This window comes from Undibacterium sp. Di24W, assembly GCF_049340325.1.
Classification (GTDB): Bacteria; Pseudomonadota; Gammaproteobacteria; order Burkholderiales; family Burkholderiaceae_D; genus Undibacterium.
In genome coordinates this window covers 42575-66001 of the sequence record NZ_JBMPOP010000005.1, presented here as the reverse complement: position 1 = coordinate 66001, position 23427 = coordinate 42575, and the positions used below count along the sequence as shown (strand labels likewise).

The following is a 23427-nucleotide window of genomic DNA, read 5'->3' as shown; positions in this document are numbered from 1 at the left end:
ATGACCATCATTAAAAAATCAATTTTTGCATTGACCGCATTGTTAGCCTTTGCATCAGCGGCTCCAAGTTTTGCGGATACCAACACCGATAACATTATTGGTGCGGGCGGTTACGATTTGACGTCTTATCATACGCAGGAAAAACCGCAGCGCGGTAATGGGCATCATGTCGCGGTTGTCGACGGCGTCACATATCAATTTGCCACTGACGACAACAAGAAAACGTTTGAGGCAACACCCGCAAAATTTCTTCCGCAGTTTGGTGGCTATTGCGCTTTTGGTGTCTCAGTCAGCAAAAAATTTGTTGCCGATCCTGAGCAGTTCGATATTGTTGATGGCAAACTGTATTTGAATCTGGATTCCAAAACGCGTTCGATCTGGTTGCAAAACGTTTCAGGACGTATCGCTGATGCGAATCAAAATTGGAAAAAAATAGCATCTAAAAAACCGCAAGAGCTGTAATCTTATGCGAGCCGCCCCGTTTGGGCGGCTGTCTTCCTGCAAAAATTTCGCTCAATATGTCCACAAAATATGCCTTCAATGAGTAAGCCAGCTTCCGCCAAGACTATCCCAATCACGTTCGCGCGAATGGTGGATGAAGTTCGCGCATGCACCTTGTGTTCAGCGCATTTACCGCTTGGGCCGCGGCCAATTTTTCAATTAAATCCTGCAGCGACAATACTCATTGCCGGCCAGGCACCGGGAAAAAAAGCGCATGAAAGCGGCATTCCGTTTAACGACCCTAGCGGTGACCGCTTGCGCAACTGGATGGGTATCGACCGCGACACTTTTTATGATGACCAACGTATCGCAATCCTGCCGATGGGTCTGTGTTTCCCCGGCACGGCGGCGGGCGGTGATTTGCCACCTCGCCCGGAGTGCGCAGCGCAGTGGCGCCAGAGGCTGCTCGACAGTTTGCCCAACATACGTCTGACGCTGGTGATCGGTAGCTACGCGATGCATTGGCACGCGCAAGCTAGTAAAAATCTAAGCGTTACAGACATCGTCAAAGAATGGCAAACGCATTGGCCAGCGATGTTGCCGCTACCGCATCCAAGCCCGCGCAATCAGCGTTGGTTGCGCAATAACCCGTGGTTTGAGCATGAGGTTATTCCTGTCCTTCGCGGTGGTGTTGCACAACTCATTGATTGAAGAACTTGTAGGTTCGATTTCTTTTTAGTCGGCTACCCATGATCTGATAAAAAGCTGTGAAAAAACATCGAAGTAAAGCAGCCATGCAATTTCTCCAAAGAGCCTAAAAATATGCGCTCGTTCCAAAAATGCGAATGTCAACTATCGCCCCAAACCAGCCTGCCAGGATTCCGATAAACAGCCACTCAACCGCGTTTTACTTTATGAAGAAGTTTTCGATTGAAATGAGTGGCTACCTTAAGAAGCCAAAGTAGGGCTGGTTTAATGTACAAACAGATGGCAGGTTTACGGTGCAAATCGGTGGTTTATTTGATGCAATTAAACACATGTCCGATGGGTGCTTTAGATGAGCTCGAGTGGGTCGGTCATTTTTAGCATACTGGTTCAATTTCGCGCTGGCATCAACAGCTCGTGCCCGAATCAGTTTTAAGTTAACACCACGATGTTTGGCAAGCTCTCGTTAAGTAAGACCCGAGAGAGAGATAGAGAGAGCACATTTTTTAACGGTCTCCTGTAGCGTTAATTTTCCTGTGCTCTTCCAATAGTTAGGTTAACAAAACCGCCACACCATAAAGTTATTTTTTAGTTTACGACTGTAATTTAGGGTTTACGACTTTAATAAACAGTTTACAACTATGTTACGCGGGAATATTTTTCGAACTTTATTGTTAAGTTTCGAACTTTATTCCGACGAAACATAAGTGATTTTATGAGCATCCAAACTTATTCCACAGTCACGCTCTTGGCTAGGTTCCTAGGTTTGTCCACATCCGTCCCCCGCGCCAACGCCGTGTGATACGCCAGCAACTGCAAAGGCACCGTATGCAAAATCGGAGATAGCATACCGTAGTGTTCAGGTAGACGAATCACATGCACACCTTCGCTTGGGGTGATGCGAGAATCGGCGTCGGCGAAGACGTAGAGTTCACCGCCACGGGCGCGGACTTCTTGCATATTCGATTTGAGTTTTTCGATCAGCGTGTCGTTTGGCGCGACCGTAACTACTGGCATGTCTTTGGTGACTAGCGCTAATGGACCATGTTTGAGTTCGCCTGCTGGATACGCTTCAGCGTGGATATAAGAAATCTCTTTGAGTTTTAATGCGCCTTCGAGTGCGATTGGGTAGTGCAGACCGCGGCCTAGGAATAAGGCATTTTCTTTGCGTGCGAATTCGTCTGCCCAAGCGATGATTTGTGGTTCAAGTGCGAGGACTGCGGTGATCGCGACTGGTAAGTGTCGTAGCGCTTTGATGTGCTCTTGTTCTTGTGTGTCGCTTAAGCGGTCTTTGCTTTGCGCTAGAGTTAATGCCAACAAAAATAAGGCCGCGAGTTGTGTGGTGAATGCTTTGGTCGATGCCACGCCGACTTCAACGCCAGCGCGTGTGATGTAAGCCAACTCGCATTCGCGCACCATGGCGCTGGTCGAGACATTGCAGATCGTTAGGCTGTGCGGCATGCCGAGTTCGCGAGCGTGTTTGAGTGCGGCCAATGTGTCTGCCGTTTCGCCACTTTGTGAAATGGTGACGACTAAACTCTTAGGGTTGGGCACGCTGTCGCGATAGCGATATTCACTCGCGATCTCAACATTGACAGGAATCTTGGCGATCGATTCTATCCAATATTTCGCCGTCATCCCTGCGTAATAACTGGTGCCGCAAGCGAGGATTAAGACGTTGTCGATCTCTTTGAAAACGCGATAGGCTTTGTCGCCAAATAGCTCAGGCATGATATTGGTGAGGCCTTCTAAAGTGTCACCCAAAGCACGTGCTTGTTCAAAGATTTCCTTTTGCATGTAGTGGCGATACGGGCCGAGTTCTGCCGCACCAGTGTGCGCATGTACGGTACGCACTTCACGCTCGACTTGTCTGCCATTCACATCCGCGATCCACACGCGTTGCAATTGCAAATCGACGACGTCGCCTTCTTCTAAATAAATAATTTGATCGGTAGTACCTGCCAAAGCCATCGCATCGGAGGCCAAGAAATTTTCGCCTTTGCCGACACCTACAATTAATGGAGAACCTTGACGCGCACCAACCACGCGATGTGGTTCGTCGCGGCAGAACACTGCGATCGCATACGCACCGGTTAAACGCTTGACGGCTTGTTGTACGGTTTCAAACAAATCGCCGCTGTATAAGTGATCGACTAGATGGGCAATGACTTCAGTGTCGGTTTGGCTTTCAAATACATAGCCTGCTTGCGTCAATTCGGCGCGCAGCTCTTCGTGGTTTTCGATAATGCCGTTGTGGACTAAAGCGATACGCGCGTTGTCACCGTTGCGGGAAAAGTGTGGATGCGCGTTGGCTGACGATGGTGCTCCGTGTGTTGCCCAACGGGTGTGAGCGATACCGGTAAAACCCGCTAAGCCAGTTTGCTCAACCTGCGCCTGCAATTCTGCTACGCGAGAGGTACTGCGTGAACGCTGTAATTTGCCATCGACATGTAAGGCTACGCCACAAGAGTCGTAGCCGCGGTATTCGAGACGCTTAAGACCTTCTAACAAGATAGGAGTGATATTGCGTTGTGCTACTGCGCCGACGATGCCACACATAAAGACCTCTGCTGAAAGATGAATTGCGTCTGAATTGACGTATAACAGCATGCTAGTCGAGATTAAATGAAATTTTCTTCCAAAATTATTTAATTAATGGTTAAATCATTCATCAACAAGCATCAGTGAATTTTTATTACACTTTTCAATTAAATTTGCAATATTCAGTCATAACTGCAGTTACCGTACCGAAGGAAATCCCATGATTAGCTTAGATGATTTAGATAAACGTATATTGCAGACTCTGCAAGTCGATGCCGCATTAAGCAATCAAGAGTTAGCCTTGCGCGTCCATGCATCACCACCAACTTGCCTGCGTCGCGTGTATCGCTTGAAGAAAGAAGGTGTGATTGCCAAACAAGTCGCGATTTTGTCGCCAGAAAAAGTCGGCGCAGGCTTGACCGCTATCGTTGAAATCACGCTAGACCATCAAGCGACAGAGCATCAAATCGCATTTGAACAATTGGTAGCAAAGGAAATAGCAGTACAACAATGCTATCGAGTATCGCCAGGACCTGATTTTGTGGTGATCATTCAAGTTGCCGATATGGCAGCCTACAACGCCTTGGCGCATCGCTTGTTTGCGACGCAATCGAATGTGCGGAATGTGCGCAGCTTCTTTTCAATTTCGCGCAGTAAATTCGAAACACAAGTGGTTTTACCTGAAGTCTAATTGACCATCTTTTGGTCTTTTATTGTGTTCTTGCTGATCTCGCAGGCAATCACCAAATGAAACACCATTTTCCTAAGTCGTCATCAGATGTATTTGATGATAAGAAATGCCATGGCGGTCTTTTTCGCGTTAGAAAAATTGCGCGATCGCTGACAAGAAAATAGGCTGCAGCCCCAAGCGATGAGCGCTTAATTATATTTAAGTAAAAAAAATTCAAAAATCTGTCAAAAAAGCCTTTTTCCTGTCTCACCTTCGCAACAAATCCTCAAATTACCCCTTCTTATATCAAATTATTTCTTGACGATGACAAGATATACATTTTATGAATGGTAGACATTACAAATCAAAATTGTATTTATATTTATTGTATTGATATGATTCTACCTGTCGCAGCAATGCAAGCCAAAAGCAAACAAAGTAGCGACAAACAATGAAATTAACTTATCTTTTTAAAGGAAATATTATGTTGAACGCATTCGTAGAAATCCAACTAGTAGTAACGATGGTCGCTGTTGTTGCTGCATTCTCGGCTTACTTCTTCGATTCTTCTACAAACTAATTTTGTAGGTTTATTGATCGCAGTAAGTAGCAGTGAAGTTTATAAGTTTGATAGCAGTCATGAAATTAATGTGCAGTAGTCAGATTCATAAATACAAGCAGTAAATCAGCAACAAATCAGAAGTCAAAACCAGCACATCGTTAAATCGCTGGTAAATCTTGTAGCTAAGACGACTCTCATTGAGATGCAACAGATGTCTCGCTTAAAGCAAATTTGAGCACTATGAAAGCAGTCTGACTAGGGGGATATTCTTCCCCCTGGCTAGTGGCAAGAATCAAAATCCATTATCCCCAGCAAACTACCCACAAAGTAAATCCGCGAGTGAAGCGCCTGCGCATCAACCCGTATACTTTTCTTTATTTTTTGATTTTGACTGGTCGCTGCCAGCTTTCCACCGTAATTTGTTTGGCGCGCGATACCGTTAATTTACCTTCAGGCGCATCCTTAGATAAGGTGGTTCCTGCAGCTAGCGTCGCTCCTTTGCCAACACGTACTGGGGCGATTAATTGACTATCACTGCCGATGAAAGCATCGTCTTCAATCACGGTACGGAATTTATTCACGCCGTCGTAATTACACGTAATCGTGCCAGCGCCAACATTGACGCGGCTGCCAATCGTTGCGTCACCCAAATAGGTCAAATGATTCGCCTTGCTATGAGCGGCGATCTGGCTGTTTTTGACTTCGACGAAATTACCAATATGCACGTCTTCTGCCAATTCTGTACCGGGACGCAGCCTAGCGTAGGGCCCGATCTGACCTTTTTCACCGACTATGGCATCTTCGATATGACAGAAGGGTTTGACATCGGAGCTCGCGCCTATTTTGGCGTTTTTGATCACGCAATGTGCACCAATCTTAACGCCATCCGCCAATTCAACTTGCCCTTCAAATACACAACCGACATCAATCGTAACGTCACGACCACAGATCAAACTGCCGCGTACATCAATGCGCGCTGGGTCGAGCAAAGTCACGCCCTGCTCTAACAAATTCAAAGCGATATTTTTTTGATGTACGCGCTCTAATTCAGCCAATTGGACTTTGCTATTCACACCCATGGTTTCCCAGATCGCATCCGGTTGTGCCGACGTTACCGCGACGCCATCTGCCACAGCACTGGCAACGATGTCGGTCAAATAGTATTCACCTTGCGCGTTTTGGTTAGAGAGTTGCCCCAACCATTTTTTCAATGCAGCTGTCGGCGCGACCATGATGCCAGTATTGATTTCCGTCACGGCACGCTCTGCCTCACTCGCATCTTTTTGTTCAACAATACGGCGGATCTTTCCCTCTTCGCGAATGATGCGCCCCAAACCCGTTGGGTCAGCCATGTGCGCGGTTAGAATTGCCAACTTGTCCGCACCCGCCGCCGCAACTAGTCGCTGCAGACTCGTATTGCGTGTCAAAGGCACATCACCATACAAAATCAAAGTGGGCACGGCGTCATCCAGATGCGGTATCGCCTGTGCCACAGCATGACCCGTACCCAATTGCGGCTCTTGCTTCGCGAAAGCGATATCGTCTGCCGCTACCGCGCTTGGCACCTGTTCGCCACCATGACCATAAATAACACAAATCTTCGCAGCATTATTGCCATGCAATTGACGTGCCGTCGCAATAACGTGCTGCAGCATTGCTTTACCAGCAATGGGATGCAACACTTTAGGGAGATTCGATTGCATGCGTTTGCCCATGCCGGCTGCAAGAATAACGACGTTCATAGATTTTGTATAAGGTGAAAACTAGAAGGCGCAAGTCTAACATGCCGATCCGCCTTGGAGCATCGCCGCTGCAGTGTCATAATCCTGCATTCACTAGAAATTGATAGGCATCCATGACGCCAGAACTCAGAAAAGAAGCTTCCGAACTGCAACTCCATAAACGCGGCATACGGATCAATGTGCAACTACATGTGATTGAGGCCGATGAAGAAGTTACACTGCGCAGCAAACAGGAAGTTGAAGCTAGGCTATGGGCACTGTGGGCGGTCTCTCAAGCTGCATTGAGCGACCGCCCCAATCAAACTCGCGCAATCTACGAATATCTGCGTCAACATGACTTGCTCAAAGCCTTATCAGCACAAGAGACTGCGTTTCTCACACAAGTTAGCGTCAATACGGAAAACCATCAGCCATTCTTTGATCGTCTGCACGCTTTTCATTTTCTAGCCTGGTGCGCAGGCTTGCTCGACAAAATTGACCTTAGCAGCAAACCCATCAAAAGCGAAACGATATTGCAATACTTTCCCGCAATCAGTGCTTCAGGCGCAATGACAGCAACAGCAATCCCCCTGACAGACAAAATCAAGTTACGTCGCAAAGACGTCATTATGGATTGGTCTGACTTACTATATCGCTTGCATTGGGCTGTACGCCACGCGCAATTGAATGACAAGCCTAGCCCGGGTAATGTGGATAGCACCATGGTCAAAGAATGGCATCAGACAGTCAATTGGATGTGCTGTTACGACGATGAGCAAGACTGGGATAAAGTCAGCACAGAGACCACTGCATAAGGCAGAAAATTGAGGGAACCTTCGCACTGAAGGCTGGTCTATCGCTCTGGATCAAGATATCCCCGACCTGTTTGCTCTTGTTTTTTCAGTTGCGAATGGGGACGGTGTAAAAAAAATAGTTAATTAGCTTAAATAAGCCCGGATCACTACAACATCAAAAAGGAACACTATGAGACTAAGCCTGCGCCACAAACTCCCTATCGCTGTACTCGTCGGTGCGCTATTCGCCAGCGTGCCTATGACAGCGATTAGCTACGCGACACCAGCGAATACCAAAGCTTCCAGCGAAGAAGCATTGATCACTAAAGCGAAAGCGATACACAAACGTGTACTCACACTCGATACGCATAATGATATCGATATTAACAATTTCGGTTTTTCACGTAATTACTCACAAGATTTAGAGAATCAAGTCACCCTGCCGAAGATGATCGCTGGTGGTTTGGACGCATCCTTTTTTATCGTCTACACCGGACAATCCACTGAAGCGGATGCCTTTGAACCCGCTGGCTATAAACGTGCCTACGACAGCGCCGTCAATATGTTTGAAGGCATACATCGCATGACGACGGTGCTCGCTCCAAGTCAAATTGAATTTGCACACAGTGTTGCCGACGTCAAACGGATTCATGCCAAAGGCAAAAAAATCGCTTTAATCGGCGTAGAAAACGCCTATCCATTAGGTGACGAAAAAGTCGCCTTGAAACGCGTTAAACAATTCTACGAACGCGGTGCACGCTACATGTCACTGGCACATCAAGGTCATAGCCAATTATCCGATTCGAATACCGGCGAAGCCATAGGTTGGAAATGGAATGGTTTATCGCCGCTCGGAAAGCAGGTCATCAGTGAAATGAACAAGTGGGGCATCATGGTGGACGTCTCTCATCCATCCAAAGAATCGATGATGCAAACACTCGCAATTACCAAAGCGCCTATCATCGCGTCACATTCATCGGTACGCGCTCTATGCGATGTCAGTCGCAACATGGACGATGAACAATTGCTGGCACTGAAAGCTAACAATGGTGTGATCCAAATCGTTGGTTTTAACAGCTATTTGAAAACAGATTCACCGGAACGCCGTGCCGCCATTAAAGTAGTGCGTGATGAATTTAACTTACCTGGCAACGTCTCTGTTGTTGGCATTCGTCGTGGCCCGGTTGGCGGCTTTAGCGAAGAACAACGCCAAACGATATTAAAACGCTTTGATGAGGTTGATGCTAAGTTCCCGCCTCCAACACGTGCAACAGTCAAAGATCTGATCAACCATATCGACTACGCAGTGAAAAAAATCGGCATCGATCACGTCGGCATTTCTTCTGACTTTGACGGCGGTGGCGGTATCGATGGTTGGAATCATGCAGGTGAAACTTTCAACGTTACTTTAGAATTAGTACGTCGTGGTTATACCGAAGAGCAAATCGCCAAACTCTGGAGTGGCAACTTATTGCGTGTCATGGGCGATGTTGAAAAAGTCGCGAAAGATTTGCAAGCACAGAAGTAAAAATCGTTTTGTTTCAAACATAAAATTGTAGGGCGGGCTATAACCGCCCTACTATCAACAACAATGCCGATGTGCTCCCCGGGCATCATCTACACAATTGACGCGCAACAAGTCAAAGCCAAGTCGAAACATCAAAAAATTTCACCACGATCACTAAAGTGCTGTGTTACACTTTTCTGTAACAGGTGCGCGCTTCATTATCTTGAATCGTGTTAAACGGGAAAGTGGTTAAGATAGGAAATACTATCTCCAAGCCCCTGCTGCCTCCGCAACGGTAAGTAAGTGTGGTTACATCAACGATGCCACTGGTCTATGGACTGGGAAGGCGATGTAACAAAACTTACGAGCCCGGATACCGGCCTGTCGATCTCTATATAAAACACTGCGGATGGTTGTGTTTGGAATTAATCAGGCTGATTGACTCAATCAAACTTTTTTATTTTCTTTATTTTTTCCGCAGTCTTAGGGTCTAGTCACGTACGGAAGGTGCGTGGCGGATGTGTTCGCACATCCATGGCCGGGATGCGATTAATCCATCCATCTTATTGACAGACAGAAATTTAATAACAGGAACGCGCGACATTACCCTTTTCTTCACAGCACCTTACTTGCAGATCAATTTCATCTGAGTGTTCGAGCACGTCAAGCCGCGAGGCGCGTGAATTTGAAGTGTGGGTGAGGTGCTTTTTTTTGTATTCGCGTTGAGGATTTACGATCCGAGTTCAACCGCGCGTAAAGTCCAAAAATCGCGCGCCATTTTTTCCTGCATCAAATAGTCATAAGGTAGCGTGAAATAACCTTGCTGCCCCCAGCTCTTTCCCCATGAATTCATAATCACAAATCGCTCGCTTTCGTCGTTGTAGCCAACTGCTAACAAGGCATGAGCCCCGACTTTGCTTTCTTCTTTCTTCGGCAAATTTAAAACACCACGACTAGTCATCTGCGCACTCTCAAACGCGCTATACACCGTCAAACCAAATACAAAAGGAAAGCCTTCTGCCAGGCATGCTTTCAACTCATCCAATTCATGCCGCAATCGTTGATACGCGATGCTTTGATAATCCAAAGCTTGTTGATATGCATGGCGTGGAGGTTTGGTCGCATATTGATAAGCTCGATACGGCCAAACGCTTTCGCGGCAAATACCATGTTTTGCTACGCTTTTCATCGCATCACGAATTTGCGCGCCTTTGTTTTGACGCTGCTTACCCGCCAATGCGCGCGCGTTGTAATGCAAAAACAAACGCGAAGGATGATAGGCCGGCAATGCAAGCTCTTGCTCTCGCGCTTGGCGCATCAGATTGAAACGGTATGCATTACAAACTGCGTTCGCGGTACAACTACCAATCCGTGAGCCCTGATCAAACACAGGTGGGCAATGTCGGCGCAAGTCGACCCGCGCAGGCAGGATCAATGAGGGAGCCTGAAACGAGTGATCTCTGGGATCCGGTGCGTCTGGCTGCAAAAGAAAATGTTTCGTTTTCAAAGTATTCATTCCTTCAAAGAACTAGCAGCGCTCAGTTCAGTTTTTATGAAAATCAAGCACTTAGCAGCATACAACGGTCGTCGTGAGTATCGACTATCAGTTCGCTATTTAACTACATAAAAGTTCCATAAACCCTTATATTTAACTTGTAAATGAGAATGATTCGCATTTATAATTGACTATCAGGGCTTCCTGATATCCATCACTACCACTCATAAAACCTGATCTATGAATCTCGCAGACAAACATAAAACAACACAAGAATCTTCAATAGCATCTGCAAAATTGGCTCCCGTTTTGAGGGTTTCCAGCAAAGACATATTGCGGGGTCACAAGGAAGTTGAAATTGAACACAACGGTGTGCTGTATCGCTTCCGATGCACCTCACTGGGCAAGCTAATTCTCACTAAATAGTAAGTCTAAAAATTTTCATTAAGCCACTATCAAGCACTCAATAAATTCAATCAATTTACTTTTACCGAGGTTCTACCCATGAAGCCATCAGCCACGCAAGCGCAATCTAACAATACCTGCCAACACCTGAGTATTGCCAACAGTAAAATTGGCGAAATTATGATCTGCCCCGAATGTGGCGTGGTTCACCTTTCTCTACAATCCATCTCTATGCGCTTCGATCTTGAGGCATTCGGTGAATTAGCGAAGATGGTGAGGCAAGCAAAAGCCACCATAGAGCAAGCACAAAGATTCTCATCCGATAAATCAAACCAAGTGGATGATCTACGCGCCCCTAGCAACGCCTTACACGAGGCGCTTATGCAAGACAACATCTATTCCCGCACGTCAGACAAAGTTCACTAATCTTTTTCAGCAAAGGAGGCTTACCATGTGCGACAAACATGAATCTGGTCATCAACAGCAGAGCGAAAACAGGCACACAGAAAAACCACTTGGTTCGCGCCGCCGTCGCTTGTGGGATCTATCGCGAGAGACACACTGCCCTGTGATCGGTGTATGTATCCCGCTCGCGGTCTTGCGCCGTCTAGTAGGCAAAGCTGCCGGCGGCTTGGCTCAAGCGGATGACTACGAAATTCATGTAGGTGCCATCGCTGAAAGCAGCCATCGCAATCGGCTTTCTGAGTTGCTACAAGACGATTTGGAACAGCGTTATGCACTGACGATCAAACGATTTCGGGCAGCAAAAACGGTCAGCGCCGTAACTCAATTATGGTTGGAGGCGATCTATCAAGGTGATGTGGCGGGTGCGTTCTGGGCTGGACTCACACATCCTCTATGCGACATTGGTTTGCAGGAAGGCATGTGTCGCGATATGCACATGTTGCAACATCAGGCCGGCGCAACCGTACGTGCCGATATCGTTCGATTCAATGCGATACTAGAAGAAAACGCCATCCTTGCCAGAGAGATCGCGCGCCACCAGGAACGACACACCCGGCATATGCAAGAGAAAGCGTTGGAAATTGAAAAACTACAACGTCACACGGTTCAATTGCGCGCCGAGTGCATAAGTAAAGACAGCATCATCGCTTATCTGAATACAGATTTACAGGCATTAAAAAATGCTAGTCCAAAACAGCAAACAACTGAAAAAGTCAGTCACCAACAATTACAGCACAAATTAGACCGCATGACTGTACGACAAGCCGAATTAGAACAAAAGATTCGAGAACTTAAATACAAGCTAGCTCACAATAACAGACCAGAATCGCCCGAAGTCGCCAACGACAATACACAATCAAGCGTGAACACAACGAGACAAACACAGCGACACCGCACTATTCCCATCACCCTTCAATTGCAGCAAAAAAATGTACTGTGTGTCGGTGGTCGCAGCGGCAATGTCGCTAGCTATCGCGATTTGATTGAACGCGTGGGCGGTCGCTTCTCCCATCACGACGGCGGCATGGAAGACAATCAAAGCTTACTCGATAGCAACCTCGCCGCAGCCGATTTAGTAATCTGTCAGACCGGTTGCATCAGCCACAATGCTTATTGGCGCGTCAAAGAATTTTGTAAGCGCACTGGCAAACGCTGCGTGTTTGTAGAGAACCCTAGCGTGTCGTCGCTCGCCCGAGGATTGGAACAGATCACTGAAGAAGTGAGCTCGACTGAAAAATAAAGTTGAACGTAGTATCTTGAAAGCGAATGTTAGGTGTCAATTGATGTTGAACCACATTCGCTTTCTGCCAAAGCTTATCAGCTCGCTTCAAACACTTCAATTGCGCCAGGGCGACGCAGCATCTTATTCACTTCATCTAAATGCAACTCTTCTGCCACGATCATTTCTCGCGCATATTCTTCTAGCAAAACCGAGCCGCCTTCGACGATTTTAAGCAGGGCGTAATATGCCGACAAAGCGGTGGTTTCGAGATCCAAACTTTCGCGCAAGATGTCGCCAATATCATGCTGCTCTGTTTCTAACAGTGCGCCTATCTTTAATGAAGGATGGCCACCCAACAAGGTAACTAATTCACCCGCTTTGTGGGCGTGCGCCAAACTTTCATCGGCATTCCCTTTCAACCATGAGACGATGGGAATACGGTTATAGCCATACACCATCAACGAGTAGTGCGTATATCTGACCACGCCGGCAAGCTCTAATTCCATAATGTGATTGAGTGCATCAATCGCCTGCTGTTTCTTTACATTATCCATGTTATTTCTCCTGATTTTTCGAAGTTTTCACGACACAATAGAACACCAAAATACTACGCTAAACGCTGGAGCATTGTGTACCTAATTACCTGCCTATGTAAACGTAAAACGACAAGCCTGTCATATTCAATGACGTGGGCTTGTCGTCGCCTTTTTAATAATTTTAGAACAATACGTTCGCGCTCAATGCGATCGTACGTGGACTACCGACGGTGTAACGGGCACCGCTGTTATTCAAAGTGCTCACGTATTCCTTATCGGTTAAATTATTCACATTCAATTGCAAAGATAAGTTGCGTGTTGCTTGATAACCAATCACCGCACTCGCTACCCAGCTCGATGCAATCGAAGGTAGGTTTTGCAAGGCAGCATTGACACTAGGATCAACAATACGTTTTTGTTCAGAGGTATAGCGAAGGCCGCCACCGACTGTCCAGCTTGGTGCCACTTTATAACTGCTCCACAAAGTGGCTGTTAAATCAGGCGACCAACGTGCTGCTGCACCTGCCGAATTATTACCCGTTGAACCTTGCAATACTTTGGTCTTCATCGTTGCAACACCTGCAGTGACTTGCCAATCGGGATTGACCTGCCCCACCAAACCAAGTTCGACACCTTCAACCCGACGTTTCCCATATTGAGAGAAGACGTTTGTCACCGCATCGACTTGAACGATCTCGTTGGTGTTATCCGTGCGATAGAAAGCCGCCGTGAACGCTAAAGATTTGTTTAGCAAATCCCACTTAGTACCGAGTTCTAAGTTAGTCGTTTTTTGTGGATCTGCGAGTGGGCCATTAACATTATTCGCTGCGCTACTCAAAGAGAAGTTAGCGCTGCCTGGTGGCGTCAATGAAGTCGCATAAACACCATACAAGCGACCATTTTTTGCGACCTTGTACACTGTACCTAATTTCCAGCTCAGCAAATCATCGTTTTTGTTTACTTTTGCTGGGATCAAGGTACCAACAGGTAAAGTGGGATTAGCTGTAGCAGTAGACAAACTCACAGATTTTGTTTCGGTACTGTAACGCTCATAACGCAAACCGGTATTCAATTGCCAATCATCATTCACGTCAATTGCGTCAAATATATACAAGGCGGCAGTCTTAGTTTGACCGTCGCTGCTCGCGCCATTCTTTACTAGTGCAGGTAACACTGTATTGGCATCAGGCTGATATAAATTGGCGGCAGGAACTACAGTACCTGTTGCGACAGCCATCGTATTTGTGGTTTGGCGCTCTTGTAATAATTCAACGCCCGCAGATAAACTATGCTTAAAGCCAGCTGCATCAAAACTGCTATTGAGGCTCGTTTGATTGGCAAAGATATCATTGCTTTGATCAAGTCCTTGACGAATGCGACTGACCGTCCACGTATTTTGTGCACCTGTTGCCGCTAAGCTGTAAATACCTGTCAAGGCACGCTTCATGGATGACTGACCATAACGCGTTACATTGCGCAAAACCGTGTTGCCACTTAGATCAAATTCGAACTTCGCCGTCGCCATATCGGCTTCTACTTTTTCAAAATCATTAACGCTGCCGTAGTAATTTTTGGAACGCACTTTAGGTGCTGCCATCAGCGCTGCATTGGCATTGTAAAAACCCTTCAACCCAACCGTTGGGATGCCGCCATCAGGCACATTGTCTTGGCGTATGTGTTGCGAATAGAAATAGGCACGCGTCTTTTCGCCCAAACCTACAGCGATTGATGGCGCAATACCATAGCCATTATTTTCTAGTTGATCGCGCCCAGCTACGCCGCCCGCTTGTTTGAATACGTTCAGGCGTACCGCGCTTGTGTCACCAATTTTCTGATTTATGTCAGCCGTGATACGTTTATTGTTGCCGTTATTGATGCTAACGCTGCCGCTAATCGCATCTTCTAAAGTTGGTACTTTCGATGCCAGGTTAATGTAACCAGATGCCGCGCCACGACCTACGTCCGCGCCAGCAGGGCCTTTCACCACTTCAACTTGTTCTACGTTAAAAGTATCACGTGTCACAGCACCAAGATCACGCACACCATCGACAAACACAGAAGACTGCGTTGCGAAACCTCGCATCTGGAAGGTATCACCAGCGCTAGTATTGCCGTTTTCGCCTAATTGCATCGTGATACCCGGCGTATTGCGCAAAGCATCCATCATATTGAAAGCGCCCTGCTCTTGCAGCAGCTCTTTCTTGATCACCGACACCATTTGCGGTGTCTCTAACAATGGTTTTACCAATTTATTGGAGCTAGATACATCGGCCTTAAATGGCACATCTTGTGAGCCTTGTACTTTTATTTCAGGTAGCGCTGATTCTTTTTTAGATTTTTCTTGGGCGGTTTCTTGCGTTTTTGCTGGCGTGCCTTGTTGTGCATGAACAGATAAAGGTGCAACTAGTGCAGCCAAAGTGAACAGTGTTTGACTTATTTGAACTGCGTTTTTTGAATGTTTTCGACTACGAATAATTACCACAGAATTTCTCCGGAGAAAATAAATTAGAACAGAATAATGAGAGAGGGCTGGCTGGGGAAAACTACTTGGGGGGCAGTATCTGTGGCTGGCTAAACGAATATCTATCCAAATAATAATAGTTCTCATTTAGATTTGCAAGAACTAAATGATAATGATTCTTATTTACTTATCGGGAGAGTTTGATTACAATGCGACACACTTACTCACTCAATTGGCAAAAAATATCGATCATGATGCTGCACATTCCTGCTGTACTAAGTATTGAAGAAGTCAACTATCTGCGTAGCCGCCTGGAAGCGGCAGACTGGGTGGATGGCAAGCAAACAGTGGGAGCACAAGGGGCACAAGTCAAACAAAACCGGCAATTGCCAGAGCACGCGGAAGTCAGTATAGAACTAGGGGAAATCGTTTTAGCGGCTGTAAAAAAACACCCTCTCTTCTTCTCAGCCTCCCTACCTTTACGTATCGTTCCACCACTATTCAATGCCTATGCGGGCGGTGAATATTATGGTTTGCATGTAGATGGTTCAGTACGGCAATTACCGAATGCTGGAGATAGCGCAGGCCATCAATTAAGGACCGACGTATCTTCCACATTATTTTTGTGCGACCCGCACGAGTATGATGGCGGCGAGCTAGAGGTCGTCGATACCTATGGCACGCATGAGGTGAAACTACCTGCGGGCGATTTGATCTTATATCCATCAACCAGCCTGCACCAAGTCAGGCCGGTGACACGCGGTGTGCGAGTGTGCTCCTTTTTTTGGACGCAGAGCATGATACGTGACGATGCGCGCCGCAGGATGCTGTTTGAGATGGATCAAAATATACAAATTTTACGGGGTCTATTAGGCGATAGCGCCGAAGTGCTTAGCTTGACGGGCCAGTACCACAACTTAGTTCGTATGTGGGCGGAAACCTAAAGTCGATTTACGCTTTTCACTTTAGGGTAACAAAGTGATACAAAACAATTGCCAAGATTCGTTCGAATACGAATGCTTCTCAAATAAAATGCCACATATTGTTTATAACTTCGCAGCAACGCTAAGCAAACTTATTTGCCAGTAAAAATATTTAGTCACAAAAAATCTTAACTACACTTCAGAACAAAAACAACGTGCCCACACCTCAACAACAACGCGCCTTTTGGCTACGACACTTACATAACTGGCATTGGATCAGCTCTGCTATTTGCCTGATCGCCATGATCTTGTTTTCCGTCACGGGATTCACTTTAAACCATGCTGGCGATATCGAAGCTCATCCCTCTATCAGTAAAAAACAAGCCACGCTGCCTAACTCGCTCGTAAACCAACTGGTAAAAGAGGTCCCGCAACGTACAAAAAAAGGCGCGAATCAAGAATTACCGGCCAGCGTCAAACAATGGCTAGAACAAAATCAAAAAATTGATGTCGAAGGCAGAGTCGCAGAATGGTCACCTGAAGAAATTTATATTGCGCTGCCCAGACCAGGCGGCGATGCCTGGCTAAGAGTCAATCTGGAAGACGGTGCCATGGAATACGAAAAAACCGAGCGCGGCATGATTGCCTATCTCAATGATTTGCACAAAGGCCGCAATACGGGCAAAGCGTGGTCGTGGTTTATTGATGTCTTCGCTGTAGCTTGTTTAATTTTCTGCATTACTGGCCTATTTCTACTAAAAATGCATGCCAATAATCGAGCCTTAACTTGGCCACTAGTCGTACTGGGATTGCTGACACCCATGCTATTGGCCGTCATGTTTATCCATTGATTTCTGTTTTCCTTAATTAATCGTTTCTTACTTACTCATTTTTAAATCAACTAACTAGATCGCTCCTTGACGAGGTACTTATGCAAAAGATTCTCCCCTTCGCTATCACCACTTTACTCGGCTCTTCCGCTATGGCTGCAGAGCTTGTGGTCAAAGTCGAGATACCCAAACTCGATGTCGCGGAATATCACAAACCTTATGTCGCACTTTGGATCGAGCGTCCAGATCAAACGATGGCAGCAAATCTGCAAGTCTGGTATGACGTCAAAAAGAATAACAACCAAGGTGTCAAATGGCTTAAGGACTTGCGTCAATGGTGGCGTCGTACAGGCCGCGAATTGACATTACCGGTTGATGGCGTCAGCGCAGCAACCCGCATAGTTGGCGAACATACGGTGAACTTCTCGGGCAATAGTGCTGCCTTAGAAAAGTTGCCTGCTGGCGAATACAATTTAATCGTCGAAGCCGCTCGTGAAGGTGGAGGCCGTGAAGTTTTGAAAGTTCCGTTTCAATGGGGTGGCAAAGAGAGTCCAGCAGTGACAGCACAAGGCAGCAACGAACTTGGCAAAGTCAGTGTTCAGGTTAAGAAATAATCTCCCTACTCTATACAAGTCTAAGGATTTCATCATGAAACGTATCGCCCTTCCTATCGCCATATCACTTGCTCTGTGCACTACTTTACTAGTGAGCTATAACGCTCAAGCCGACCGTCCATTTATCTTGCCTGGCATGACCCTAAACTCAGGTAACGCGCCACTGATTACTTTTGATGCTGCAGTCGGTGAAAATTTATTTTACTTCGACCACAATACGCTTAGCATTGACAACCTGATTATTACTGCGGCCGACGGCAGCATCGTCAAACCAGAAAGCACTGCTTTAGGTAAGCTAAGGAATAGTTTCGACCTGCGCGCCAATCTACAAGGCACCTACAAAGTGAGTATCGTCAACGATATGCTGATCGCTAATTACAAAGAAAACGGTGCGCCGAAACGCTGGCGCGGCAGTGCAGAGAATTTTGCAAAAGAAGTGCCTGCAAATGCAGAAGAATTACAAGTCTTCCAAAACCAAAGCCGTATCGAAACCTTTGTCACCAACGGCAATCCCAACAACACCGCACTCAAACCGAACGGAAAAGGTTTGGAGTTACAAGCAATATCGCATCCGAATGACATCGTTGATGGTGAACCAGCTAGCTTCCAATTCCTGTTAGATGGTAAACCTGTCGCAGGTGTAAAAGTCACCGTCATTGCAGGCGGCGCACGATATCGCCAGAAATTAGGCGAACAGTCCTATACCAGCGACGCTGACGGAAAAATCAAAATTAACTGGCAAGGCGCAGGCATGTATTGGCTGCAAGCTCGTACTAGCGACAATAAAGCAGCGATCCCCGCTGCTAAAGAACGTCGCGCCAGCTACATCGCGACTTTAGAAGTCATGCCACAGTAGTTTCCGCGAGTCACAGCGCGCCGCCGCACTCTTTTTACCGGCGCGCAGGATTCCTTGGCATCATCATTTGCATCATCCTTAATGCCTACTTCCTTTCATCTACAGCCATTCCTCTAACACCTTGTGACTACGCTTACTTCCACTATCCCTGATCAAAGACAAGTACTCATCCCGCTCAACATGAGTCAACCAAGCATGCCTGATGCTGGCATGCGATATCTGGATCTGCGTGGTTTTACGATGGGAACTCATTGGCAGGTACAGTGCTATGCTGATACAAAATTCAGTAGCGAGGAACTACAAACCGGAATACAAGCGCAATTAGATCAAGTCGTCGCACAGATGAGCCCGTGGGAGTTTGATTCTGACATTAGTAAGTTCAATCGAGCGTCGGGCAATACTTGGCAAGTGCTGCCAGAAGACTTTTTCAAAGTATTACAACATAGCTTATTCGTCGCTGAACAGACCCAAGGCGCCTACGACCCGAGCATAGGACATCTCGCCAACTTATGGGGCTTCGGCCCACTGGGAAAAGTAAGTACGACACCTGACGCGCCAGCAATCAAACATGCGCTAGACCTCACTCAATGGCGGCAAATAAGACTCAACGCGGACAATCATAGCGCCCTGCAGCCCGGCAATATCCACCTCGATTTATGCTCGACGGCTAAAGGCTTCGGCGTAGATCAAGTAGCGCGCTATTTGCAAGATTCAGGCATAAAAAGTTATCTAGTTGAAGTAGGTGGCGAACTACGTGGCTTAGGCTGCAAACCAGATGCACAGCCATGGTGGGTAGAGTTAGAAAACCTGCCAGAATCGAGCAGTCCGGTCTGTGTAGCGGCCCTGCACGGCATCGCCATCGCCACTTCAGGCGATTACAGAAGGTATTTTGAAGTAGCGGGCCATCGCTATTCACACAGCATAGACCCACGCACTGGCTACCCAGTACAACACGGTGTCGCCTCAGTCACCGTACTGCACCCGGAATGCATGATCGCCGACGCACTTGCCACAGCAATGACCATTATGGGATTGGAAGCAGGCATGCGCTACGCCAAACAACTACACGCCGCAGCACGCTTTATCGTGCGCGAAAAAAATGGCTACAGCCAACACATGAGTCCTGCGTTTCTTGCGATGATGGAAGAGGATTTAGATGAATGAAACAGTGACGCAAAAGCATAGCTACGGGTTAGCCGTCGAGCCACCGTTTTCATCGCATGTAGCGCTGCCAATTGTGTGTAACAGAAAATGGAAAAAGAAAGCCTTGCTGTCTGAAGTTGAGCAGGGGTTTCAATGTGCAAGCACATTGCCTGCGTTACGATCTAAGCGTGCAAGCGTAGATGCGCCCTGCAAGGGGCAGGCGAGTTTCATGGCTTTCCCATTTTTTGTTATGCACAATTGGGCACACGAAGTGCAGCGATACCTGCGTCGCCTTCTTTTGCTTACTTTTCTTGGCGAAGCAAGAAAAGTGAGTGGCCGTCGGGCCACCCCCGACCAGCGCCAGCATTATTAAGCTAAAAAAACTATACTCACCAAAAAAAATGCAGTCACAAGAAAAACAACTAAGACTAAACGCTCTACTACTGATAGCCCTAAGCATCAGCGTGGTATGCCTATTCGCACCATTAGATCAACACTTGAGCATTAGCGCCGCACGTCTAAGCACGGCATTCAGCTTGCTGATCAGCTATGCCCTCTTCTATTACTGGATACAAGTCAGGCACAAACGCGCCCATCAATCCAGTCATCAGAACGATGTGAACTTAAGCAGCATCAACCAAGAACAAGTTCTCATCGTCTACGCCAGTCAAACTGGCTATGCCGAACAACTCGCCACGCAAACCCAAAACAGTCTGCATCAAGGCGGCATGCAAACGCGACTTTGCAACATCAGTCAACTTAATGCCGAAGTATTACAACAAGCACATAAAATTCTGTTCTTGGTCAGCACCACTGGCGAAGGCGATGCCCCCGACAGCGCCGCCGCATTTACCCGCAATGTGATGGGGCAAAATTTCAAACTCACACAACTACACTACGCCGTGCTCGCACTAGGCGACCGCAACTACCAAGCGTACTGCGCCTTCGGGCATCAACTCGATCACTGGCTACATCAACAAGGTGCGCAAACCCTGTTCGATACAGTAGAAGTGGATAACGGCGACGACGGCGCACTGCGCCATTGGCAACACCATCTGGGCGTGCTCAGTGGCCACACCGACCTCGCTGATTGGCATCAAGCGGAATACGAAAATTGGATATTGAGCGAACGACGCCTACTCAATCCTGATAGTCAGGGGAATCCTGTCTATCAACTACGCATCAAACCAAGCGCCGACACTCCAGCTAGTAGTTGGCAAGCAGGCGACATCGCGGAAATCCTACCACGTCGCCCAGGTAGTGATCAGGCCTTACCACACCGAGAATATTCAATCGCATCCATCCCACAAGACGGTGCGGTCGAACTCATCGTACGTCAAATGCAGCAAGCCGATGGCAGCTTAGGGCTAGGTTCAGGCTGGCTCACCCATTACGCCGATATCGGCAACACGATAGCCTTGCGCCTGCGCAGCAACCGTAGCTTCCATTCACCGGTCAATAATTGCCCACTCATCCTGGTTGGTAACGGCACCGGCATCGCTGGATTACGCGCACACCTCAAACATCGCGCACAACATGGCGCGGATCAAAATTGGCTATTCTTCGGTGAACGTAATCGGAGTAAGGATTTTTTCTGCCAAACAGAAATCGAAGAATGGCAAGCCGATGGCACCTTAAGCAAACTGGACCTTGCCTTCTCGCGTGATCAAACGCAACGCCTTTACGTGCAAGATAAACTACGCGAACAAGCTATCGAATTAAGAACATGGGTAGCACAAGGTGCAGCTATTTACGTCTGTGGTAGCCTAGAAGGCATGGCTGGCGGTGTCGATGCAGCACTTCGAGATATCTTGGGAGAAGCCGGTTTAGAACGCATGCGTGAAGAAGGCCTCTATCGACGCGATGTATATTAAAACCTGAAAGTTTGCTTATCAGAAAAAATTTAGCTATAGTTAATCCCCCAAGCACACCGCACAGTAATGGAAATTGCTTCAAAACGACTTCTTCCTTTGCTTCTGCTTCACTAATTCTGTATCTCTATGGATCTTGGTATGTTACCGATCAAGAGTCCAGATAAATGCTAAATGATGGGCCTACTAAAAAATCTCCTGATATCGGCCAGCCTACTAAGTTTGAATGCGCAAGTGAGTGCGCAGAGTCCCGCCACACCCGTATTGTCCCTATACTGCGAAGACGACAAGCCACTGCAGTTTTATGACGAAAATAAAAAGCTAACCGGATTGACTGTTGAAGTTGTACAAGAAATCCAAAGACGTATTGGAAATAGAGATCGCATCCAGGTCGTTCCATGGTCACGCGGGATAGACAAACTGAACAAAGAGCCCAATAGTTTCCTGTTCACAATGGCGCGGACACCAGAACGAGAACAGCTCTATCAATGGATAGGCCCCATCCTCACTATAGAATATGGTCTGTATATCAAAGCGGATTCATCCATTCAAATTAATAAGCTTGAGGACGCAAAAAAAATTGGCCTAATTGGCGTGTATCGAGACGACATCCGCGACCAAACTCTGCGCAAATTAGGCTTCACCAATCTCGATCAAGCCAGCTCAGTCGCTTCTAGCTTTAAAAAATTAATGATAGGCCGCATCGCCGCCTACGCCGACGCAAAAAAAGGGGTCTCCATTACAGCAAAGTTAGCAGGCTACCAGGCATCAGATGTCAAACTAGCCTACGATTTGTTTAAAAATTCCTTGTATATTGCTGTTTCAAAAAACACCGATGCTGCCATCGTTGCTCAATGGAATAGCGCCTTAGAGGATATGAAGAAGGACAAAAGTTTTCTTAGACTTTTGAAGAAATATAACGAGCAGTAAATTTTTTTAATGCTAAAGATTACCCATCTCTCAAAGACAGGAAAAAATCTGTTCGTACACATGTTGAATGACGAACAAGTTATTCACAGAGTTCAAACACTACGACGTTCCCAGGGCAATTGAATATGCAAATCATAGTCGCCAGTGATATACATGGCATCAACGATGATCTGAAAGCCTTGTTTCACGATTATGGCGATGAGATTAAATTTCTGTCGCCGTGGAACAAAGATGTTTGTCCCTACAACACAGAGCAAGAAGCAGTGACAGTCTTCCATGCTAAAAATGGTCTCGTAACTTACCAACAAAAAATTGCAGAAGCGGTAGGGCAATCACCTGCCTTGCTAATTGGATTTAGTGTTGGAGCAAGTAGTCTATGGCTACACATCGCCAGTCAAAATTGTCATCCCGCTAGTTACGCTCAGTTGTTTTATGGTTCTCGAATTAGAGACCACGTATCTTTTATCCCGCGTTGCAAGACTTCTCTTATTTTTGCCGAGCATGAATCCTCCTTCGAGCCAAAAAAACTGGCAACCGAGTTGGTCAGCTCGCAGGTTGACTGCAGCATCATCCAAGAGTCGCATCACGGCTTCATGAATCCTCGCTCGTCTCATTTTAATGAAACACTCACACGACAATTATTGGCACAGCTAAAATCATCTCTAAGTCGTTACAACAAAGATGATTAAACGAATTCTTTCACCAGATTCTTCCGCCGAAAAACAGAGGGCAGCC

At 46.8% G+C, this 23427-nt stretch carries 22 protein-coding genes and 1 riboswitch; of the genes, 17 read left to right on the top strand and 5 right to left on the bottom strand.

The genetic code is table 11. From position 1 onward, the window contains the following. Entirely contained in the window at nt 1-462 is a 462-nt protein-coding gene (locus ACO0KZ_RS11815; protein ID WP_422995360.1) for a YHS domain-containing (seleno)protein, read from the top strand. Nucleotides 463-540: 78 nt separating this feature from the next. Further along, on the top strand, nt 541-1152 hold the full coding sequence (locus tag ACO0KZ_RS11810) for a uracil-DNA glycosylase family protein (protein ID WP_422995359.1): 612 nt from the start codon (nt 541-543) through the stop codon (nt 1150-1152). 723 nt (nt 1153-1875) lie between these two features. On the opposite strand, the gene glmS is transcribed toward ACO0KZ_RS11810, so the two are convergent. Next, nucleotides 1876-3705, bottom strand: coding sequence for a glutamine--fructose-6-phosphate transaminase (isomerizing) (glmS, locus tag ACO0KZ_RS11805; RefSeq protein WP_422996033.1), 1830 nt, complete (start codon nt 3703-3705; stop codon nt 1876-1878). 202 nt (nt 3706-3907) lie between these two features. On the opposite strand from glmS, the gene ACO0KZ_RS11800 reads away from it, so the two are divergent. Next, the gene (locus ACO0KZ_RS11800; RefSeq protein WP_422995358.1) at nt 3908-4378 is read left to right on the top strand and encodes an Lrp/AsnC family transcriptional regulator; all 471 of its coding nucleotides are present in this window, start codon (nt 3908-3910) and stop codon (nt 4376-4378) included. A gap of 915 nt (nt 4379-5293) precedes the next feature. On the opposite strand, the gene glmU is transcribed toward ACO0KZ_RS11800, so the two are convergent. After that, nucleotides 5294-6661, bottom strand: coding sequence for a bifunctional UDP-N-acetylglucosamine diphosphorylase/glucosamine-1-phosphate N-acetyltransferase GlmU (glmU, locus tag ACO0KZ_RS11795; RefSeq protein WP_422995357.1), 1368 nt, complete (start codon nt 6659-6661; stop codon nt 5294-5296). A gap of 113 nt (nt 6662-6774) precedes the next feature. On the opposite strand from glmU, the gene ACO0KZ_RS11790 reads away from it, so the two are divergent. Further along, the gene (locus ACO0KZ_RS11790; RefSeq protein ID WP_422995356.1) at nt 6775-7455 is read left to right on the top strand and encodes a DUF4272 domain-containing protein; all 681 of its coding nucleotides are present in this window, start codon (nt 6775-6777) and stop codon (nt 7453-7455) included. 169 nt (nt 7456-7624) lie between these two features. Beyond that, a complete protein-coding gene (locus ACO0KZ_RS11785; protein ID WP_422995355.1) occupies nt 7625-8962 on the top strand; it encodes a dipeptidase in 1338 nt (445 codons plus the stop codon). A gap of 166 nt (nt 8963-9128) precedes the next feature. Beyond that, a riboswitch (cobalamin riboswitch) is annotated at nt 9129-9340 on the top strand. Nucleotides 9341-9671: 331 nt separating this feature from the next. Here the strand turns inward: ACO0KZ_RS11785 and ACO0KZ_RS11780 are convergent. Then, nucleotides 9672-10448, bottom strand: a complete 777-nt coding sequence (locus tag ACO0KZ_RS11780) for a C1 family peptidase (protein ID WP_422995354.1) — start codon at nt 10446-10448, stop codon at nt 9672-9674. A gap of 228 nt (nt 10449-10676) precedes the next feature. Here ACO0KZ_RS11780 and hemP point away from each other — a divergent pair, with 228 nt between their 5' ends. The 3 genes from hemP to ACO0KZ_RS11765 all read left to right on the top strand — a co-directional run bounded on the left by hemP (nt 10677) and on the right by ACO0KZ_RS11765 (nt 12546). Then, nucleotides 10677-10862 (top strand): hemin uptake protein HemP, encoded by a 186-nt coding sequence (gene hemP / locus ACO0KZ_RS11775; RefSeq protein ID WP_422995353.1) that lies wholly within the window; start codon nt 10677-10679, stop codon nt 10860-10862. 78 nt (nt 10863-10940) lie between these two features. After that, a complete protein-coding gene (locus tag ACO0KZ_RS11770; RefSeq protein ID WP_422995352.1) occupies nt 10941-11267 on the top strand; it encodes a hypothetical protein in 327 nt (108 codons plus the stop codon). Between the two features lie 25 nt (nt 11268-11292). Then, on the top strand, nt 11293-12546 hold the full coding sequence (locus ACO0KZ_RS11765; protein ID WP_422995351.1) for a DUF2325 domain-containing protein: 1254 nt from the start codon (nt 11293-11295) through the stop codon (nt 12544-12546). A 77-nt stretch (nt 12547-12623) separates the two neighbouring features. On the opposite strand, the gene ACO0KZ_RS11760 is transcribed toward ACO0KZ_RS11765, so the two are convergent. Both ACO0KZ_RS11760 and ACO0KZ_RS11755 read right to left on the bottom strand, forming a co-directional pair. Then, on the bottom strand, nt 12624-13082 hold the full coding sequence (locus ACO0KZ_RS11760; protein ID WP_422995350.1) for a ferritin-like domain-containing protein: 459 nt from the start codon (nt 13080-13082) through the stop codon (nt 12624-12626). 163 nt (nt 13083-13245) lie between these two features. Further along, nucleotides 13246-15546: a catecholate siderophore receptor Fiu gene (locus tag ACO0KZ_RS11755; protein ID WP_422995349.1), complete on the bottom strand. Its 2301-nt coding sequence runs from the start codon at nt 15544-15546 to the stop codon at nt 13246-13248. A 230-nt stretch (nt 15547-15776) separates the two neighbouring features. Here ACO0KZ_RS11755 and ACO0KZ_RS11750 point away from each other — a divergent pair, with 230 nt between their 5' ends. From ACO0KZ_RS11750 to ACO0KZ_RS11710, 9 genes are all read left to right on the top strand, one after another. Then, nucleotides 15777-16469 carry a Fe2+-dependent dioxygenase gene (locus ACO0KZ_RS11750; protein ID WP_422996031.1) on the top strand — a complete coding sequence of 231 codons (693 nt, stop codon included), beginning with the start codon at nt 15777-15779 and terminating at the stop codon, nt 16467-16469. 194 nt (nt 16470-16663) lie between these two features. Next, on the top strand, nt 16664-17299 hold the full coding sequence (locus ACO0KZ_RS11745) for a PepSY-associated TM helix domain-containing protein (RefSeq protein ID WP_422995348.1): 636 nt from the start codon (nt 16664-16666) through the stop codon (nt 17297-17299). An 80-nt stretch (nt 17300-17379) separates the two neighbouring features. Further along, a complete protein-coding gene (locus ACO0KZ_RS11740) occupies nt 17380-17892 on the top strand; it encodes a DUF2271 domain-containing protein (protein WP_422995347.1) in 513 nt (170 codons plus the stop codon). A 34-nt stretch (nt 17893-17926) separates the two neighbouring features. Next, nucleotides 17927-18748, top strand: a complete 822-nt coding sequence (locus ACO0KZ_RS11735) for a DUF4198 domain-containing protein (protein ID WP_422995346.1) — start codon at nt 17927-17929, stop codon at nt 18746-18748. Nucleotides 18749-18928: 180 nt separating this feature from the next. Continuing rightward, complete coding sequence (locus tag ACO0KZ_RS11730; RefSeq protein WP_422995345.1) at nt 18929-19912, top strand: FAD:protein FMN transferase; 984 nt, start codon at nt 18929-18931, stop codon at nt 19910-19912. After that, nucleotides 19905-20264 carry a hypothetical protein gene (locus ACO0KZ_RS11725; protein ID WP_422995344.1) on the top strand — a complete coding sequence of 120 codons (360 nt, stop codon included), beginning with the start codon at nt 19905-19907 and terminating at the stop codon, nt 20262-20264. The genes ACO0KZ_RS11730 and ACO0KZ_RS11725 overlap by 8 nt, the downstream gene beginning before the upstream one ends. Before the next feature lie 28 nt (nt 20265-20292). Next, nucleotides 20293-21765: a sulfite reductase subunit alpha gene (locus tag ACO0KZ_RS11720; RefSeq protein WP_422995343.1), complete on the top strand. Its 1473-nt coding sequence runs from the start codon at nt 20293-20295 to the stop codon at nt 21763-21765. A 171-nt stretch (nt 21766-21936) separates the two neighbouring features. After that, on the top strand, nt 21937-22692 hold the full coding sequence (locus ACO0KZ_RS11715; protein ID WP_422995342.1) for a substrate-binding periplasmic protein: 756 nt from the start codon (nt 21937-21939) through the stop codon (nt 22690-22692). 125 nt (nt 22693-22817) lie between these two features. Next, nucleotides 22818-23381: a hypothetical protein gene (locus tag ACO0KZ_RS11710; RefSeq protein ID WP_422995341.1), complete on the top strand. Its 564-nt coding sequence runs from the start codon at nt 22818-22820 to the stop codon at nt 23379-23381. Nucleotides 23382-23427: the final 46 nt, after the last annotated feature.

What these genes read in the sequence shown, in the direction of transcription:
- ACO0KZ_RS11710 (WP_422995341.1), top strand. Translation starts at nt 22,818, where the DNA reads ATGCAAATCATAGTCGCCAGTGATATACATGGCATCAACGATGATCTG.
- ACO0KZ_RS11800 (WP_422995358.1), top strand. Translation starts at nt 3,908, where the DNA reads ATGATTAGCTTAGATGATTTAGATAAACGTATATTGCAGACTCTGCAA.
- glmS (WP_422996033.1), bottom strand. Translation starts at nt 3,705, where the DNA reads ATGTGTGGCATCGTCGGCGCAGTAGCACAACGCAATATCACTCCTATC.
- ACO0KZ_RS11770 (WP_422995352.1), top strand. Translation starts at nt 10,941, where the DNA reads ATGAAGCCATCAGCCACGCAAGCGCAATCTAACAATACCTGCCAACAC.
- hemP (WP_422995353.1), top strand. Translation starts at nt 10,677, where the DNA reads ATGAATCTCGCAGACAAACATAAAACAACACAAGAATCTTCAATAGCA.
- glmU (WP_422995357.1), bottom strand. Translation starts at nt 6,661, where the DNA reads ATGAACGTCGTTATTCTTGCAGCCGGCATGGGCAAACGCATGCAATCG.
- ACO0KZ_RS11750 (WP_422996031.1), top strand. Translation starts at nt 15,777, where the DNA reads ATGATGCTGCACATTCCTGCTGTACTAAGTATTGAAGAAGTCAACTAT.
- ACO0KZ_RS11740 (WP_422995347.1), top strand. Translation starts at nt 17,380, where the DNA reads ATGCAAAAGATTCTCCCCTTCGCTATCACCACTTTACTCGGCTCTTCC.
- ACO0KZ_RS11735 (WP_422995346.1), top strand. Translation starts at nt 17,927, where the DNA reads ATGAAACGTATCGCCCTTCCTATCGCCATATCACTTGCTCTGTGCACT.
- ACO0KZ_RS11760 (WP_422995350.1), bottom strand. Translation starts at nt 13,082, where the DNA reads ATGGATAATGTAAAGAAACAGCAGGCGATTGATGCACTCAATCACATT.
- ACO0KZ_RS11730 (WP_422995345.1), top strand. Translation starts at nt 18,929, where the DNA reads ATGAGTCAACCAAGCATGCCTGATGCTGGCATGCGATATCTGGATCTG.
- ACO0KZ_RS11765 (WP_422995351.1), top strand. Translation starts at nt 11,293, where the DNA reads ATGTGCGACAAACATGAATCTGGTCATCAACAGCAGAGCGAAAACAGG.
- ACO0KZ_RS11815 (WP_422995360.1), top strand. Translation starts at nt 1, where the DNA reads ATGACCATCATTAAAAAATCAATTTTTGCATTGACCGCATTGTTAGCC.
- ACO0KZ_RS11725 (WP_422995344.1), top strand. Translation starts at nt 19,905, where the DNA reads ATGAATGAAACAGTGACGCAAAAGCATAGCTACGGGTTAGCCGTCGAG.
- ACO0KZ_RS11720 (WP_422995343.1), top strand. Translation starts at nt 20,293, where the DNA reads ATGCAGTCACAAGAAAAACAACTAAGACTAAACGCTCTACTACTGATA.
- ACO0KZ_RS11810 (WP_422995359.1), top strand. Translation starts at nt 541, where the DNA reads ATGAGTAAGCCAGCTTCCGCCAAGACTATCCCAATCACGTTCGCGCGA.
- ACO0KZ_RS11790 (WP_422995356.1), top strand. Translation starts at nt 6,775, where the DNA reads ATGACGCCAGAACTCAGAAAAGAAGCTTCCGAACTGCAACTCCATAAA.
- ACO0KZ_RS11785 (WP_422995355.1), top strand. Translation starts at nt 7,625, where the DNA reads ATGAGACTAAGCCTGCGCCACAAACTCCCTATCGCTGTACTCGTCGGT.
- ACO0KZ_RS11715 (WP_422995342.1), top strand. Translation starts at nt 21,937, where the DNA reads ATGATGGGCCTACTAAAAAATCTCCTGATATCGGCCAGCCTACTAAGT.